The organism is Colwellia echini, from assembly GCF_002843355.2.
Lineage (GTDB): Bacteria > Pseudomonadota > Gammaproteobacteria > Enterobacterales > Alteromonadaceae > Colwellia > Colwellia echini.
In genome coordinates this window covers 177,051-194,729 of sequence record NZ_PJAI02000006.1, presented here as the reverse complement: position 1 = coordinate 194,729, position 17,679 = coordinate 177,051, and the positions used below count along the sequence as shown (strand labels likewise).

11 protein-coding genes are annotated in these 17,679 nt (G+C 39.1%); 5 read left to right on the top strand and 6 right to left on the bottom strand.

Annotated elements, in window-relative coordinates; all coding sequences use genetic code 11:
- Window positions 1-82: 82 nt before the first annotated feature.
- Window positions 83-1,159, bottom strand: a complete 1,077-nt coding sequence (locus tag CWS31_RS07665; RefSeq protein WP_101345551.1) for a hypothetical protein — start codon at window positions 1,157-1,159, stop codon at window positions 83-85.
- Between the two features lie 347 nt (window positions 1,160-1,506).
- On the opposite strand from CWS31_RS07665, the gene CWS31_RS07660 reads away from it, so the two are divergent.
- Window positions 1,507-2,118 carry a TrmH family RNA methyltransferase gene (locus CWS31_RS07660; RefSeq protein ID WP_101345550.1) on the top strand — a complete coding sequence of 204 codons (612 nt, stop codon included), beginning with the start codon at window positions 1,507-1,509 and terminating at the stop codon, window positions 2,116-2,118.
- On the opposite strand, the gene CWS31_RS07655 is transcribed toward CWS31_RS07660, so the two are convergent.
- The 4 genes from CWS31_RS07655 to CWS31_RS07640 form a co-directional block, all read right to left on the bottom strand.
- On the bottom strand, window positions 2,089-2,520 hold the full coding sequence (locus CWS31_RS07655; RefSeq protein WP_101345549.1) for a hypothetical protein: 432 nt from the start codon (window positions 2,518-2,520) through the stop codon (window positions 2,089-2,091). The two genes, CWS31_RS07660 and CWS31_RS07655, sit on opposite strands and share 30 nt — an antisense overlap.
- Window positions 2,521-2,542: 22 nt before the next feature.
- On the bottom strand, window positions 2,543-3,319 hold the full coding sequence (gene map, locus CWS31_RS07650; RefSeq protein WP_101345548.1) for a type I methionyl aminopeptidase: 777 nt from the start codon (window positions 3,317-3,319) through the stop codon (window positions 2,543-2,545).
- A complete protein-coding gene (locus tag CWS31_RS07645; RefSeq protein WP_101345547.1) occupies window positions 3,312-3,518 on the bottom strand; it encodes a ParD-like family protein in 207 nt (68 codons plus the stop codon). The genes map and CWS31_RS07645 overlap by 8 nt, the downstream gene beginning before the upstream one ends.
- A 121-nt stretch (window positions 3,519-3,639) precedes the next feature.
- Window positions 3,640-4,398 (bottom strand): TSUP family transporter, encoded by a 759-nt coding sequence (locus tag CWS31_RS07640; RefSeq protein WP_101345546.1) that lies wholly within the window; start codon window positions 4,396-4,398, stop codon window positions 3,640-3,642.
- A gap of 544 nt (window positions 4,399-4,942) precedes the next feature.
- On the opposite strand from CWS31_RS07640, the gene CWS31_RS07635 reads away from it, so the two are divergent.
- The 4 genes from CWS31_RS07635 to CWS31_RS07620 all read left to right on the top strand — a co-directional run bounded on the left by CWS31_RS07635 (window position 4,943) and on the right by CWS31_RS07620 (window position 7,085).
- Window positions 4,943-5,599, top strand: a complete 657-nt coding sequence (locus CWS31_RS07635; protein WP_211355808.1) for a hypothetical protein — start codon at window positions 4,943-4,945, stop codon at window positions 5,597-5,599.
- Window positions 5,599-6,051 (top strand): hypothetical protein, encoded by a 453-nt coding sequence (locus CWS31_RS07630; protein ID WP_148747746.1) that lies wholly within the window; start codon window positions 5,599-5,601, stop codon window positions 6,049-6,051. Before CWS31_RS07635 ends, CWS31_RS07630 begins: the two co-directional genes overlap by 1 nt.
- 237 nt (window positions 6,052-6,288) lie before the next feature.
- A complete protein-coding gene (locus tag CWS31_RS07625; RefSeq protein ID WP_101345543.1) occupies window positions 6,289-6,705 on the top strand; it encodes an MAPEG family protein in 417 nt (138 codons plus the stop codon).
- A gap of 131 nt (window positions 6,706-6,836) precedes the next feature.
- Window positions 6,837-7,085, top strand: coding sequence for a hypothetical protein (locus CWS31_RS07620; RefSeq protein WP_101345542.1), 249 nt, complete (start codon window positions 6,837-6,839; stop codon window positions 7,083-7,085).
- A gap of 379 nt (window positions 7,086-7,464) precedes the next feature.
- Here CWS31_RS07620 and CWS31_RS07610 read toward each other — a convergent pair whose 3' ends face one another.
- Window positions 7,465-17,661: a DUF4347 domain-containing protein gene (locus CWS31_RS07610; RefSeq protein WP_101345540.1), complete on the bottom strand. Its 10,197-nt coding sequence runs from the start codon at window positions 17,659-17,661 to the stop codon at window positions 7,465-7,467.
- Between the last annotated feature and the right edge of the window lie 18 nt (window positions 17,662-17,679).

Sequence of the window (17,679 nt, the reverse complement as noted above, 5' to 3'; positions counted from 1 at the left end):
TTTTAAATTTAATTACAGCAACTTAAAAGGATATAACTATTTTAAATATCGCCACTTTTCAAGGCAGCTGTCACCTAAATTGTTAAGTATTCTCCGGCAAAATCCCTTCAATACCGTTAAATGAGTTTAATATTCCTCTTATGCGCTCTGAAAACACGCCAGTATTTAATTGCGGGACGCGCGTTAAATCCACTTGATAATTTTCATTACGCCAATCTTTTTCAAAGTCTGCTTTTTCTTCTGACTTATGAAGCTCTCGAGTGTTGGCTGATATTTTAGCAATTGCTTTTATATCGTTCTGTTGACTAAAGCGAGCCACTTGCGAGAAGGTAAAATGTTCATCTACATGCCTATCACTTAAACGAATAAGTTCAGCCATTAATTGATAACAAACCTCATTAAAAGTGAGTTTATTAACAATCAGTACAATCAACTGATCTGCCTGCAGTTCTTCTAGTTGACTGTCAGGAGCAATAAGCACTTCTAATTCAACTAACCAATATTTTTCATGTCTGTTTTCAATATTAACAAGATGAAAAGTTGCTTGTTCATAGCACAAGCTATCAAGCTCTTGTTGTAATTCTGACCAAGAAAGCTCAACATCTTTACTTTTCAGCTCCTTACTATTAATCAGCATAGTTACATCATGATGACTATTAAGCGGTGTAGTTATTTTATTAAAAGCAGTTAAACGAAATAACTCTCTTACTTCATGCTCTCTGACTTTTTTTATAGCGAGAAAAGCGGTTTGTATAATTTCAGCGCTCGGTAATTTAGGCTCAACTCGCCATTTTCGGCCGTACATTATTTTCAGGTTTTTATCTTTGATTGCTGAAACAACCGATGTATTGTTGTGATTTTCTGAAAGACTTTGACCGTTTGAGTTAGCTTGAGCAACAGGACTACTCTGATAGTTACTGCTTTTATAGTTATCAGCGCCAATAATACCAACCTGTAAATAAATGCCCTGATTATCTTGTGAGACAAAAATAGGATATCGGTCGGAATAATCGACTTTTAAAATAAGCTCTTCAACACTCGCTAATGTGTGGCGATATTTAAGGTAATGTTGCGGTATGCAAAAGCTACCATCATCAAGTTGTGCTTTGGGTGCATTTTCAGAAGAAAACTCACCGTTGGATAATTGAATGATTTTCATAGGGTAACTCTGTTAATCCTGTCATAGTTGCAGTAGTAACTGCTGTAATTAAATAAAGCGATAGTTATTCTAATAAACTTAATGAAGCTATTCTTCTCAATACAATAAAATACGTGTCGGGAACGAGCTTAGACCACTAATTTACAAAAAATAATTCAAATAAAATTATTTTTTTGAATTCAAGTATGAATAGCTGACCACGATATAAATTATTTAATAATTTAAAAATATAGAATATAGAATTTAAAGCACAGAATTATGACAAAGATTTGCCTAGCCAAAAAATTGGAATTAAGGGAAAATAACCAGTTATACCAATTTATTCGTACTTTATAAGAATATCTATTATGCCTTCAGCTCTATCATCAGTTACACCTTCTACTAAATCTTTAAAAATTCAACTCAGTAAAGAAGATCTGAGAACAACTAAGCCAAGTCGCGATGAATATTTATCTCAGCCTAAAACGCCGCTAGTTGTGGTGTTAGATCATGTTACTAACAGCTATAACGTAGGCTCATTTATTCGTTTAGCCGACGCTTTTGCCATTGAAAAAATTATAGTGTGTGGTGAGCTAACAATATCAGATAAAAAACTGAAAAAAGCCTCAAGAAACGAAGCTAAATGGGTAAATATTGAATATAGCGATAATACAGTTTCAAGTTTACAAACATTAATAGCTGATGGTTATACTGTTTATAGTGTTGAGCTATGTAGTGACTCGGTTGATTACAGTGAAGTAACCTACCCTTCGCCGTCTGTATTAGTTTTAGGTAATGAGCGTAAAGGCGTGAGTGAGGCAGCATTAGGTTTGAGTCATCAGCATATCCATATTCCGATGGTTGGTATGGGAAACTCTTTAAATGTGTCAACTGCAGGTGCCATTGTGATGGCCGAATGTGCTAATCAGTTAAGAAAACAGGCACAAACATTAATTACAGCGCCAATCGTAGGCAGTTAAAATGGTAGTTACCTTTTCACTATTATGATCTTTACTCGTCATTCTGATCATCGGAATGCCGCGTTTATTCAAAGTCATGTGATAGACATTCGATTCGTTTAGCTTTTCAGATAAGTTGATCTGGCTACATTCATTTTCTAGGTTTATTAGCGCAAGTAATTTAGCTTCTTCTAAACTGTCTTTGCGCAGTTGAATTAACCTTTCTTTGAAATTAGAGTGCACTAAAAAATAATGTTCTCCCATCTGGTAATCGAATTGATAGGGAATATTATTGTGCTTTAATTTAGCAATAAATAACTCATTGCTAAATTGGTCATTGAAACTTTCAATTGAATAAAATTCAGGCTCATCACTACAACTTACACACGTTAATAACAGTAAAAAAATCAGTAATGTTTTCATTGTTTTATCTTTTTAAGCCACGTTAAAGTATCTTTTCTTCATCGCGAAGCGTCAATACTTCGTAGCCAGTTTCGGTAACTAAAATAGTATGTTCCCATTGAGCAGAGAGTTTTTTATCGCGGGTAACTACTGTCCAACCATCTTTTTTAGTTTTTATTTTCTTTGAACCTTGATTGATCATTGGCTCTATAGTGAATGTCATGCCTGCTTCTAATGCTAAACCCAAATGTGGCCTTCCGTAATGCAGCACTTGCGGATCTTCGTGCATTTCGGTACCAATACCATGACCACAATATTCTCGAACAACACTATATCCCGCAGATTCTGCATGCTTTTGAATAGCATGACCAACATCTCCCAAGGTTGCTTTCGGTTTGACTACCTTAATACCTTTCCACATAGCTTCGTAAGTAGTTGTAACTAAGCGTTTAGCTTCAGCGCTTGTTGCACTGAAAGTATACATTTTACTTGAGTCACTGATAAAACCATTTTTTTCCAAGGTGATATCAACATTTAAGATATCTTTGGCTTTTAAAGGATATTTATCATTAGGTACGCCATGGCATACTACATCATTTACAGAAGAGTTCAGTGAATACTGATAACCATATTGCCCTTTACTCGCAGGTCGGGCGTTTAATTCATTAACAATGTAACTTTCAACTTTCGTGTCAATTTCTAGCGTGGTTATACCTTCACAAATAAAGTCATCGAGCATTTTAAATACTTGAGCTAACAGCTTGCCAGACTCTCTCATGAAGTTAATTTCTGCTTCAGTTTTGATCATTGTTTTATTCATGTAATAACTCTGCAATAATCAGGTTTTCTTTTAGCAATTGCTTTTTAATAATTTCATGAAAGGTAAGCGTTGGATTTAACTCCGCCAGCATACCCATTTTGATCCAAAATTCAGCTTGTGAGTTGATTGATCTCGACATGACATTACACGATTTTCTAATTTCATCATGTAATTGATCTGATATTTTAACAATTCCCATTATACATTCCGTATATTAATTATATACGGATCATATATCCGATAAGATGAGATGTCAATTTAGTCATCATAAACGTGATTGCCCTGCTTTAGTTAGCAGCTAGCAAGTTAGTTGCAGTTAGTTAGCTCGTTAAGTATTTTGCCAACATAGAAAAACACATGATCACAACTAAATAGCGTAAGTACTTCACGGGTATTTTGAATAAACAATGCGAGCCTAACCAAGCACCAATAAACTGGCCAAACATCATGGTAAACCCCACTAACCAAAACACTTTACCGGCAAACAAAAATACGATTAACGAGGCGATATTGGTGGCAAAGTTTAAAGTTTTTGCTCGTGCCGTTGCATCAAGAAATTGTTGTCCTTGTAACGCCCTACCCGCGAGCGTAAAAAAGCTGCCTGTGCCAGGACCAAACAGACCGTCATAAAAACCAATAAGTGGCACAACAATAGTTTTATAAGCCCTTGACGATATTTTAGCTGGCCTATCACCCTCTTCAATCGTAGGCGCAAATAAAAAATACAGACCAATACAACTAATCACAATGGGGATAACTAAAGTTAATAATTCAACATCAATAATTTGAATAAAGAGAGTGCCAATACTTGAACCAATAAATGCAGATAACATCAAAAACTTTACTTGTTGGAATGTCACCCGCTTTTTACGCAACATCATAAAACTTGCGGTAGCGGTCCCCATACAAGCTTGTAGCTTGTTTGTACCAAGTGCCAATAGCGGCGGAATTCCACTTATCATTAATGCAGGTAAAGTTAATAATCCACCGCCGCCAGCCAAGGTATCAAGAAAGCCGGCAACAATGGCGACAGCAAAGAGAAATAGTACTATCTCTAGTGTTAAATTAGCAAATTCCAAGCGATGTCCTTGAAGAATAAATGATGTGATAGTCAGAGGCTGTGACTGTAAGTAATTGTGTGCTAACTAGCAAGTAATTGGCAATTAATCTGCAAGTTATAGCACAAGTATGATGCTTTGGTTTGACTTTGGCTTGGCTAAAGTTTGGTTGAGATTTGTTTGATGTTTGGTACAGCTTTGGCAAATGAACAATTTTAAGTATTCTATCTTATACCAATCGGATTAATTAAGTGATCAATTTTGAATGAGGATAAATATTCAAGACACATTCAGACTTACAACTTAACTAATTGAAAAGTAGTATATTAATCATCGTATTTAATTTGAACATTACAGCGAAAGAACCGTAATATCCAAGAGCAACTATTTTATAAAACTTTAGCCTTTCTAAATTATTGAAATTATGAAATATTAGCTATTAATAAATTAAATTTATGGGCCGTACATTACTGAGAAGTCCCCATAATAAGCGTTAGGACTTCAAAGGAGTAATAGAATGAATCGAGGGTATGATAGATCTATGTTAGAAGGATCTTTATCACAGATGGAATCTGCAGCAATGAATTTTGCTCATAGGTTTATTAATGATGGCAAGGTTAGGATGAGTTATATCAACCAAACCAAGAAGGTGGCAAGTGAATATCGTGCTAGGGTTACTTCGGGAGCTATCTCTGCCGAGGAAGCTGCTAAGCAAGTACAGGTCATACGTAATCAAATACTTGAAGCTCAACGCTTACGAACAAGTGACTTAGGAAAAGCTAAGGCTATTAACCTGAAAAAAACAGGACTTACGCTCACCGATTTAACAGAGAAGTATTCACAAAATAAATATGGAAAGTCATTTTTAAAGTTATCAAGCCTGCAAAAAAATCAAGTCTATTTAGAAATTATTGATAGTTCAGGCAGACCAAGGCCTGCCGTAAATTCTGCTGCACTGAAATATTCAAAATTAGGACGAGGATTACTGTTAGTAACACTTGGGGTTGCAGTTTACAATATTGCTGTTGCAGACGACAAACCGAAAGCTACAGCCAGAGAAGGAGTTGTTATCGGTGGTGGTTTCGCGGGAGGTGCAGCAGGAGGTGCGCTCGCAGGGTTAGCTTGTGGCCCAGGCGCTCCAATATGCGTTACTGTTGGAGTATTTGTTGGGGGAGCTTTAGGTGCGCTTGGTGCCGATGTATCTTTTGGATGGTTTTTCTAATGGAAATTAGAGAAATAAATATATTTGAAGTACTGAAAGTTGAAAATACTGGGAATATCCCTCCCCAAATTATACTCAGTAATTCAACGTTAAACGATTCGATCCAAGTTATAGGTGGGATTTTGGAAGCACAGTACGCTGTAGATGATAAATATCTATTATTTATTACAGAAGGGAACCCATTAGAAGAAGCGTTGTATATTTACCTTCTTGATAAGAAGTTAAGCATAAAAGATACATTAGAACTTTCAGCGAATTATGCTTCCGGCATTTTTAATAAACCACTTATTATTGGGGGGGACTCAATAAGGTTCTCTTTTTTTGATAAAGACGATAATTGGTTGTTAACTGTTTCTGATAATCCCAAAATGTCATTTTTCAATGTCAAATATCCAGTTCAAAGGAAGAGAGCTTTCTTTAGTAAAAACTGGCTCCAGCTAAAAAAGCCCTAACTAATTGATTAAAAATAACTGTTGGCCATCGCTTCGCGATTATATCCAATTGTTATTTTCCACTTATCAAATAGTTGAGGCTGTAGAACAACTCGTTTTTTGTAAATTTGTGATAAATTAAAAAATTTAACTTGTTGTTTTAGTTAGTTAATAAATTTACAAAATGGCTGTATTTTCTCAAAAATAGAGAAATTCTACAGTCTCGTTAGGAAATATTAAATAAAGAGGGGTTTGGTTATGTTGGATCATTATTCAGTTGCTTTTTTCGGTATATTAACAATCATATTGACTGTTGTAGTACAAAGTCTTGTTGCGGCAAAATCTAAAGCTTCACAGCCAGGTGCTATTCCAGGAAAAATTGACTCATCACTAAGCCACTCTTCGTTCGTGTTTCGCTCACATAGAACATTTGCAAATTCTCTAGAAAATATCACGGTAATGCTTGGTGCTTCATTTTTAGCAATCCTTGTTGGAGCTAATGTTTTTTGGACCGGGATCATAATTTGGGTCATGGCAATATCCAGAATAATTCACATGATTTTGTATTACTCGATATCAACAGAAAAAAATCCGAGTCCAAGAAGCTATTTCTATTTAATCGCCTTAGTAGCAAATATAATACTTCTTGGTTTATGTGGTTGGGCTATTGCTTAACAAATCACTAAAGCAGGACTGACAGTTGAACTCATATTTGGACTAATAATTGGTTAGGTTCCAATTCGTTCCACATTAGAATCAACTATTTTGCCTTTTGGTGGGACCTTATATTCAATGGAGTTGTAAGCATGGAATTTTTAACTAGTTTGAAACAGTATTCGTTTTTAATATTAGGCATCGGATATATATTTCTTTTTTTTGGTTCTATTTATGGTCTATTCGTAAATGAAATCTCTCTAGGTTTTGGAACATTAACTGGCTCTAAAAAGAATCTTCTTTGTGGGTTTGGATTACTGTTAGCAATTGTCATAGCGCTTTATCCGATTTTATCTGGTTTATATAGAGCGCTCAGTAATGCCTCAGGTTCAAACACATAAGTCACTTGAGTACTTTATGGATATTTTGAATAAACATTGCGAGCCTAAACAAGCACCAATAAATTTACCAAACATCGTGGTAAATTCCACTAACCAAAATACCGTACTGGCAAACATGAATACCGTTAATGAGGCGATATTGTCGCAAAGTTTAATGTTTTGGCGCGTGTTGTTTTAGATAGAACGTAAGGTAGCGGTTATTCTACGATAGTTGCTTATGGCCTGTCAGGGGGTATTCAAAAGTAACAATGACCGATAAAACAATGACCGATAAAAATTGTTATTCATGGATATTTACAATGTGGTCTTAACAAGATGAATTTCGTTAAGACCACAGGCTAACATTAGATAATATTACTTTACGATTAATTTTTAGAGCTTAAAATCGGTAGAGTAAACCTAGCGAAATATTATTAACATTGTTAATCGATAAGTTGTATCGACTTGCTTTGATAAATACCTGAGTATTTTCAATAACCGTATAGGCTAGTTGTAAGTTGTAAAATACATCAACACCATCTTTATTTGTATCAAGAATATTATCACCTAACTTACTTGTGTGATCTAACTCCCAAGCAAACAAGCCTAAACCAGCTAAAACACTAAAGTCATCATTCTGCCACAAAGTATATTGGCCTAACAAACTAAAGCCATCAACCAGCTTAGGTGAACTATTTACTAAGGCTTGATGGTATGCAGATGAATCTAAAGTGTCACCCGTATATGATACAGACGTCTCACCTAACTGCTCATAACTTAAAGTAAGCGTATATGCGTCATAATTTATACCCGCACCTATGTTATAGCTAGTATCAGACTTATCTACAGCAATATCAGTAATGCCAATATTATTTGGCACTGTTTGACTTGAGCTGACATTACTTTGCCCTATGCTACCACTAACAAACCATACTGGCTCTGCTGCTGCAACATTGAGGCTTGTAGCTAACGACAGTGCAGTTATCCCTTGAATTAAGGTGTTTTTAGTGACTCCTTGCTTGCGACGTAAACGGTATAAGGTTAATCCAGCGAGAGTAATTAGAATTATTCCCATGCTACCGCCTTTCGACTTATTACTCACAGTAACACTTTGATAAGCTTTAATGGTCACGGCAGCTTCTGCTGTTGCTTGATCGCCTTCCCCGTCATCGATGATATAAGTTATTGACGCAACACCATCAAAATCAGGTTCTGGAGTAAAGAGTAAAGTATTATTTTGACTAATACTAACAGTACCATTGTCTGTAACCGCACTAATAATAGTTAAGTCATCACCATCAATATCACTATCGTTTGCTAAGACATCAATAGTAATTGCCGTTCTATCATCGGTACTAGCACTATCATTAACTGCAAGTGGTGCATTGTTAGGGTAAATAGTAACGCTTACCGTATTGCTGTCAGAGCCACCATTGCCATCAGAAAGGTTATAAACAACAGTATCTTGGCCAACATAATTACTTGCACTTTGATAGTGTAGTAAATTATCAGAAGTAATGGTTACCAGACCAAATGTCGCGCTTACCGCTGTAATCGTTAACATATCTTGATCAGTATCAGTATCGTTTGCTAACACATCAATTAAGATTGCTTCATTTCGTCTTACTGAAATTACATCTTCTACAGCAACAGGAGCAGTATTACTTGTTAGCATTACAGAAACGCCCCCTGGATCAATAATACTAGCATTGGCAATACCGTCATTGTCATTATAACCTCCATCTTCAATAGTTAAGCGTACACACCAATGACCTTCAGTTAAACCTGAAGACCACTGAGCACTATTGGGTGAAGGACAATAGCCACGAGTGCCTGGAGCAGAATGCAATTGATTTTTTGCATCTTCAACAAATGTGCTCCAACCAAGGTTTTCACTGTGTTTACGATACACCGCACCGCTAGGAATAGGCTTAACTTGTGGAATTACAAATTTATATTCTGCCCCTGCCTCTGGTAATCCTGTAGCGATATAATCAAAAATACCACCCACAATAACAGCTTCATTATCGACACCTGCACTGCTTTCAAGTTCACCTTTCAACAATTGCAGACCACCTGTAGAACCAGAAACTAGCGTATTACCTTTGCGTAAACATGTGCCTGGCTCACTTTCTATTAAGAAGCTAGTTGTTATTAATGCTTGCGAAGGCATTACATTACAGTCCGTAATACTATCTAAGTAATTAGGAATACCATCATCATCAGTATCACGATGGCCTTCTTCATTATCAGGAATACGGTCCGAATCGGTGTCACTATCGGTGAGTTCAGGCAAAGTATTAACAACAGACAGATACAATGTTCTGGTGGTACTTAAGTTACCATCACCATTATCAGTAGCAATTAAATCAATAGAGTAAACTCCGCTGCTTAATCCATCAGGGTTTAGCTCTATGGTTTTATCATCAATATGTTCAATGTTAAGTATGTTGTCATATAGCCACTGTGTACTTACGTTGTCATCGTTAGCGTCGCTAATATTTGCCTCTATAGTCACTAAACTGTCCGTTGATGTGACAATTTGTCTACGTTCATTATTTTGTGAACTAACCAAAGAAACCACTGGTGATACATTGGTTTCAACAATAGTTATCACCTGCGCTGTACCCGTACCAACATTCCCTTCATCAATACTTAGCGTTAGTGTTTCAATGCTTTCCGATTCATTATCTTGAAGAATATCAATCATTACATTTGCTTGAGTGCCTGATTCAATTGTTACCGTTTGACTATCCATAGCATAATCATCCATGGTGGCACTACCTGATACATTTAGTGTTAATACCAACGGGTAACTTACCGCTTGTCCATTGAGTAATACTTTTACAGTAGCTGTTTTACCTTCAACAACCGTTTGGTTTTTACCTAATGAAATCAGTGGATGCACAAGCACTTGCTGACTAGCAATACTTGTTAAACCAGTTTTAGGGTCTGTAGCTTGCCAATAGGCGATATTCTTACCTGGTTTAAATAAAGAGTTACTTTCAACTAAAGTAATAGCAATAGGTTTACCAGCGCTGTTCAATGCAGTAGCCACACCTAAATTCACTTTGGTATATAACCCTGTTGCATTCACTTCAATATTTGCAGGTACTGTAATTATTGGCGCAGAACTATCTTGATCACCTTTAATTAATAAGGTTGCCGAGCCATCTGCAAAAGTGTCATTACCATCAGTAATGGTATAAAGCAGTTCAATTGTACCTGTAAATCCTAAAGGTGTTTTGACCGTAAGGTTTTCACTGTCATGAGTTACATTAGCAACACTAGTCGTCGCACCTATAATCGAAAGAACATCACCATCAATATCAGTATCGTTACTTAATACATTTAAAACATAGGTATTGTCTTTATTAATACTAAGTTCAAAGTTGTCAGCGATAGCCTCAGGCGCTTGGTTAATATTAATAACCGTCACACTAAAACTAAAGCTGTCAGTAGCATTATTAGCACCTGAGTTGTCATTAACAGTAATTGTTATATTACTGGTCATATCAACATGTTGCTGAATAGGGGTACCTGTTAATGTTCCTGTAGAGCTATCAAACGACATCCACTCTGGAGTACCACTAACCGTAAAACTAAGTATGTCATCAACATCAATATCAGAAATTGTTGGTTGGAAATGATAAGCGCTATTTTCATCAATTTGAGTTGCTGGTGAACCAGTAATAACTGGCGCATCATTCACATTTGATACAGTTAAGCTAAACGCAGGTAAACTACTACTTAACATACCATCACTTACCGTAATAATTATGCCTGCGGTAGTACCAACAGCACTATTGTCCGGCGTTCCGGTTAATTCACCATTTACTGCATTGAATATAGTCCATGAAGGTTGGTTGGTGATGCTAAAGCTTAAAAATGAGCCAACATCAATGTCTGATGCACTTGGGGTAAAACTATAAGCCGCATCTTGTAAAACATTTGTAGATGGTATGCCGTTAATAACTGGCGCATCATTTACATTCAGTACAATAAGATCAAATGCCGCAAGACTGTTACTGAGATCACCGTCGCTTACGGTAATTACAATGGCGCTCGTAGAGCCCACATCTGCATTTCCTGGCACACCTGATAATATACCAGTGGTTTCATCAAAACTTGCCCAGTTTGGCTTGTTAACAATAGAGAAGGTTAATTCATCTTCATTGAAGTCACTGGCCGTAGGGGTAAAGTTGTAATCATAACCTTGGTTAACACTAAGTGATGGCGTACCTTCTATAACAGGAGCTGAGTTCGGTACACTAGCTGTAATAGTGTTGTCGCTGACATCTGCAATATCAATAGCTTCGTCAGCACCAGTATTCCAATCATTATTGGCAGCAAGATTAAATGCGGTACCATCAATGGCTAGTGTTCCGGTTTTGTTAATAATTTGATTAACAACAACTTTATCTGTAGCACTTAACGTTAATGTAAACGACGTAGCTGAAGATATATCAACATTGGCCGTGTCAACTAAAGCGTAAGTACCACCACCTTGACCAGTAAACACAAAAGCGTTAGCCGTAATATCGTTAGCTGAGCCTGTAGCGGTTAAGTAACCGGTACCTGTTACAACCAATATACCTGTTGATGCATCGTAACTTGCTTCTGAAATGGTTGGTTTATTAACATTACTAACGTCAATCGCATTGTCAGTTATATCAGCTACCACAACAGTCGAGTCAGCACCTGCAATCCAATCTTCCGCTGCCGCTAAGTTGTAAACAGTTGCATCGGTAGCGCTAGTGCCATTTTTATTCATAACTTTATTCAGCTCAGCTTTGTCAGCTTCACTTAACGTAATACTAAAAGTATTACCTGAAGATACTTCAACATTTGCAGAATTCGTTAAGGTGTAAGTTACTCCCCCCTCAGCTGTTAAGCTGAATTTATTAGTGACAATATCATTACTATCACCGCTGCGAATCAATAAATCCGTTGCTGATACAGTCAACACACCTGTACTAGCATTGTAATTAGCATCAACAATTTTTGGTATAGCTACATTACTTACTAATACCGGACTAATACTGTCCTCAGCATCAACTAGGTTAGTATTGCTATTCCAATCATCCAGAGCGGCTATATTATAAGCAACGTTATCCGTAGAGTTTGAACCATTTTTGTTCATAAATAGGTTTATTGCAGCTTTATCTTCATCATTTAATGTCACTAAGAAATGATTGCTTGATGCAGCAACAACATCCGCTGAAGTCAATGTATGTGTTTTACCTTCACCCATTAAGGTAAAGCGACTAACGCTAATATTGTCATCAGTGATCATTGGCCCGGCTGACACATTAAGCACACCAGTGCTTGCATCATAGCTTGCTCCACTAATCGTTGCAGTCGTATTAATCGTAAAACTTGTTAATGTAACGGCCGCACTAGTATTACCCGAAGGATCAGTGACTGTAATTGTACAGTCACTATAAGTACCTTGAGCTAGCTCGGTACTGTTATCAGTTTGAGTTAGAGAAATAGTAGTATTGCCTGAACTAATTAACCCTTCTTCAGTACTACCACAACTACCACCTACGCTTAAGTTACCCGCTTTAGTTGTTGAAATAGTAACGTTAGGTGTCGTGTCAGTATTAGGCGTTAATACAGCTGTTACTTCAGCCACAATCGGGTCAACAGAATCAACTAATACGCCAGTGGTTGCACCGACACTATTTAAGTTTAATGCCGCAGTATTAGAAGATGCGTCTTTTATGGTACCGCCATTTTCTGCCAAGTTGCCAATCGCAATACCATCGTTATCACTTTCACCAGCTTGTACCGTATAACGGAATAATAAAGCACCCGTGCCTGAGCCACTTAAGTAGCTAGCTTGGCGTGCAGTAGAACCAATGGTGATCGTCAATTGAGGTGTTCCACCAACGGTATTAACAGTAACGTTTTCATTAAAGTTCACTGTGAAATCAAGGTTCTGACCCACAGTGTAAGTCGCGTCGTTAGGAACAATGACTGAAGTAGTAGTTGGGGCCAGTGCATCAACTAATACACTTGTTGTTGAACCAGTACTGTTTAGCGTTAGTGTCGCATTATTCGATGCAGCATCTATAATCGTACCGCCGTTTGTACTCAAGGTACCAACAGCAATACCATCACTGTCATTTTCACCTGCTTGTACCGTATAACTGAATAATAAAGCATTTGTGCCAGAGCCACTTTGGTACGTCGCTTGACGCGTAGTTGAACCTATAGTGATAGACAATTGCGGGGTACCGCCCACCGTAACGTTTTCAGCAAAGTTTACCGTGAAATCTAATTTTTGACCGACAGTATAAGTTGCATTCGCAGGAACAGTTACTGACGTTATGCTTGGGGCCGTTGCATCAACAACAAAAGTTGTAAGTGTTATAGGAGTGTTCGAGTTACTTACAGAGTCTGTGATAGTAATTGTACAGTCACTGTATGTACCGTCACTCAACGGCGTACTGTTATCGGTTTGCGTTAAGCTAATAGTGTTATTACCTGAGCTTATAGATCCTTCATTAGCGCTACCACAACTGCCGCCAACACTTAACGTACCGGCTTCATTTGTTGATATTGTAACATTTGGTGTGGCGTTATTACCTGGCGTAGTAACAGCTGTTATTTCAGCAACTGTTGGCGCTATTGCATCAACCAATATGGCGGTTGTCGATCCCACACTGTTAAGTGTTACGTTGGTATTATTAGAAGCCGCATCGCGCAAGGTACCACCATTCGCACTCAAGCTGCCGATAGCAATACCGTCGCTGTCAGAATCACCCGTTTGAATGGTGTAACGGAATGATAAGGCATTCGTTCCAGTTCCACTGGCGTACACTGCTTGGCGCGTAGTTGCACCAACAATAATGGCTAGCTGAGGCGTTCCACCTGCGGTATCGACGATGATATTTTCAGCGAAGTTAATAGTAAAATCTAAGTTTTGGCCTGCAATATAGGTCGCGTTAGCCGGAACAGAAACCGAAGTAACCGAAGGCGCAGCGGCATCAACTAATACACTTGTTGTGGCACCTACACTATTAAGCGATACGTTGGCGTCATTAGAAGCCGCATCGCGCAAGGTACCGCCATTCGCACTCAAGGTACCAATAGCAATACCGTCGGTATCAGACTCGCCCGCTTGAATGGTGTAACGGAATAACAAGGTACCCGTTCCTGAACCACTGACATACACCGCTTGGCGCGTGGTGGCACCAACAGTAATGGCTAATTGTGGTGTACCGCCTGTGGTATCAACGGTTACGTTTTCACTGAAATTAATAGTGAAATCTAAGTTTTGCCCTGCAATATATGTGGCATTGGCGGGAACATTTACTGATGAAACCGTTGGCACAACCGTATCCACCAATATCGCAGTTGTTGCTCCCACACTATTAAGCGTTAAGTTGGCGCTATTCAACGCCGCATCGCGCAAGGTAGCTCCATTAGCCGATAAGGTACCGATAGCAATACCATCGGAATCAGACTCGCCTGCTTGAATGGTGTAACGGAATAACAAGGTACCCGTTCCTGAACCAGTGACATACACCGCTTGGCGCGTGGTGGCACCAACCGTAATACTCAATTGCGGTGTACCACCGGTAGTATCTACGGTGACGTTTTCAGCGAAATTAATATTGAAATCTAAGTTTTGCCCTGCAATATAGGTCGCGTTAGCTGGAACCGTAACGGACGAAACCGTTGGAACGGCACCATCGATCACAAGAGCTTTATTTGCGCCTAATGAATTAGCAGCTCCTGGGGTCGCTAGGGTTAAGGTCGCAGCGTTACCTGCTCCATCTTTAATTGTGCCGCTATTCAAACTCAATGAGTTGGTGGCAACATAATCTAAGTCTGAAGAGCTATCGCCCGATTGGACTGTGTAGCTAAAAATTAAAGTACTGGAACCAGAGCCACTGCTGTAATTAACTGTACCATCTATTGCGCCCGTTTCTAAAATGAGTTGTGGCGTTCCCGTAACGACCACCGATTCACTAAAGTTAATAGCCACAGCAACAACGTCACCGGTTTTATAACTGCCATTAGCTGCATTTGAGCTTACGGATGTAACCGTAGGCGGCGTAGAATCAACCACACCGGTAAATTGGGAACTATTAACCGTAGCGAGACCACCCGAACTGGCTTGTAAATTAAAGTTTTCATTACTACCACCTGCGGCGGTATAGGTAATTTGCATACTGGTGAAAGTAGATACACCCGAGCTTGGCGTTATAGTTACCGTCGCACCACTGCCGTCGGTATCACCGGTTGCAGCCATAATCGCAGATCCGGCGCCATTAACTTCAGTAAGAGTGATACCTGTACTATAACCAGTGTCGATAACATTATTACCATCTCGCGCAGAAACTACCGGAACCGTGCTGAAATTGGTGGCTTCGCCGCTGTTAACTGACAAGGGCACCGGTTGAGTGTTAAATACCAGCTTAGTTGCCACAACATCGGCAGTTACCGCATTGGCATTCAACATCGCTAAATTTGAACTTACACCATCTTGGTCATTAGCGGTAAGCGTAAAGCTTTGTTGATCTGCCGTTGCGGTATAAACAACATTAGTAAATGTCGCTACACCGCTGACCGCTGCCACTGAACCATTGATGAGTGAACCAGCACTGGCTTCTGTTAAGGTAACGGTCTCGGTAAAATCAATATCGGTATTACCAAACGCATCTTGCGCCACAATGACGGGTTGGGTTGTTAATACTGATCCAGAAACAGAGCCTGATGGTTGCGTACTAAACACTAATGCGCTAGCCGTTACATCAAAGGTGCCACCAGCACCATTAGTAACAGCAGAGGTTGCTGCCATTTGAGTGCCACTGCTACCAACGGTTAAATCAGTATCACCGTCAACACTTAATACAAAGGTTTTACCTTCCGTAATACCGGTATTGTCATTGTAATAAGCATTGACGGTGTAAATTTCACTAGCGCTATTAGCAACTGAAATGCCTAAGCCTGAAAAGGTAATCGTATTCGCACCAGCGTTGTATACACCGGTTACATTACTGACGTCATTACCATTCAAGCGCCAAGTAACCTTTTCGCGCTCTGAGTCAGTTGTTGTACCTGAAACTTTAAGTACAATTTGGCTGACCCCCATAGCGAGGCCATCGCTGCTGCCCCCGTCGCTTAGAGTGAAGTCGAAAACATCCACCGCTTCGCCGGCGCTGTCCACGGTGGTGTTGATGGCTACAGGCTCAGAAACTGTGCCTGCAGCAGTGAGGGAGCCGTCGCTATCGGTGGGCGCTTGCTTGTTATCCACGGTGAAAGAACGTACGCCCATTCCTTGGTAAACGGAGGTAGTGCACCCACTGCCACTTACTCTAAAATGCGTAATTTGCACACCGCTAAAATTTGAAAGCGTTGCGGAAGTGTTGGTTCCGGACCACGTTAAGGGGTTCGATACCGTTCCACCTCCGGCCACATATCCGACCACTGAGCCCCCGCTGCAGGAGCCGCCGCCGTAGGTAGAATAGACAAGCTCCGTAAGCTCAAAAGACCCAACGGTGACGCCGTCTGCGGCAAAGTTGAATAAACCAGTGGTATCTCCGTCGATACTTGTCTGATAGTCAAAGTACATACCGTCGTCGGGACGAAAAGTGTTATAGGCATGAACATCCTCGCCACTTCCGTCGGCATTACCCGTAAACACAAAATGCCCATCGCTGGAAGTAAGACTAGTACTAGGGGTACCGCACCCAGCGACACAAAACGAACCGGATGTATACACCTCTGGCGCTAAAGTATGACTAAAATCCCTAACAGCGATGTCGCTAAAGGGTTGCTCCGACGTAATATCCCCTTTAACAATTTCGAGCTGCCAGTCACCACCTTGCTTCATATTACCCGTTAAATTATTCGAAGCAGCGACATCAACATTAGCTTCACCTTGAATTAATTCCAGTAGCGCCTCGCCTTTTTCACTTTTAGCTAAGTTACATCCATAAAAAAAGACATCTGCGCCATCTTTCATGGCTTTATTCATTGTAGCAAGCGTGTTTACTTCTTCACGTAGAAGCTCTTCATTTACGTTGCTAGAGCCGAGGAATACAACTCCATCGTCAGCATGAGAAACAATATGTAAAGCATTTAAGTTTTGGTAGTTCGCTAAAATAGCTTTTAATTGTTCTAAACCATCTTTACTAGAATCTATTTCACGTATTTCGCCACCAGGTTTAAGTGCTTTGTAGAATAAGTGCTTATCTGGTACCGCTTGATCAATAATAATAAGTTCATTAACTTGATAATTTTCAACCAACTCAAGTCCATTTACTCTTTCAATATCCGCATTCAATATTTCATCAGGTTGAGTATGCTGTTGAATAGTTAAATCAAGTGCTTTTTCAGATGTTGAAAGCGGAGTCAAAAACAAAGAGTGTTGAGCGGAAATGACCTGTAGCTGGGTATCTGATTTATCGTCTAACTTATTATAGCTTTGTTGAGAACTATAATGAATAGCGCTACTTAGTGCCGCATCACGGCTTCGACTACCAAGGTAGCTATAACTACCACTGGCTTGAGCAATAGCTCCTTGAGCACTTAAAGGAAGCATTGCCGCAGCAATAGACGTTAACAGATGTTTGTGCATAGGATATTCCTAATTATT